This is a genomic window from 'Chrysanthemum coronarium' phytoplasma (assembly GCF_000744065.1).
Taxonomy (GTDB): domain Bacteria; phylum Bacillota_I; class Bacilli_A; order Acholeplasmatales; family Acholeplasmataceae; genus Phytoplasma; species Phytoplasma asteris.
Map to the genome: position 1 here is coordinate 1 of NZ_BBIY01000132.1, position 822 is coordinate 822.

At 18.4% G+C, this 822-nt stretch carries 1 protein-coding gene; it reads right to left on the minus strand.

What is annotated here, in order from left to right; genetic code table 11:
* Positions 1 to 822 (minus strand): UvrD-helicase domain-containing protein (locus tag OYV_RS04095; RefSeq protein ID WP_042068444.1); only part of this gene is annotated, 822 nt, incomplete at both ends.

Consider the following 822-nt stretch of genomic DNA (forward strand, 5'->3'; position numbering starts at 1 on the left):
ATAATTAACATTTAAAAAATGTTTTTCAGGTTTAAAATCTTTTACAAAAAGTTCCAAAATACGTTCACTAGAACCAAAAGAACTATAAATATTTTGAGTATAATCACCAAAACAATATAAAGAATTTGGTTTATTAAATAAAAGTTCTTTTATAATAAAATAATAAAAATAATTTAAATCTTGAAATTCATCAATAAAAACAGGACGATTATAAATTAAACCATTATTTCTTTCAACAAATTCAATAAAATCACTAGTTTCAATTAATAAACCATCAAAAGTTATTAAATTATAATAATTTAATTTTTCATAATACAAATTTAATAACAATTCAAAAGATTTTTTTAAAACTTTATCATCAATTTTAATAGATGAATAACAGTTTTCTTTTTGAAAAGTTAAACGTATTAAATTATTTAATTCCTGTAAAAGCTTTCTAAATGAATATTTTCTTTGTTCTTTAAAATACAATTTTAAATCTTGATTTTCTTTTAAAATCAGTTTTAAAATATTTAATTTAGTTTCATCATCAATAAATTTTCGTTGTTTTGCTGTTTCATTAAAAATATTATATTTTAAATAACAAGAATAAGCAAAACTATGAAATGTTCTAATTTCATAATTATCTTTTAAATATTTTTCTAATTCATCATCATTATAAGAAGGATAATCTTCTTTTAATGATGAAAATAATTTATCATAAATAATATTTTTAGTAGCATTAGTAGCTACCAAAATTAAAGGTTTTTCTTTTTCTTTTTGTCTTAATTTTTCAATTAAAATGGTAGTTTTGCCAGAACCAGCTCCACCATGTATATACAT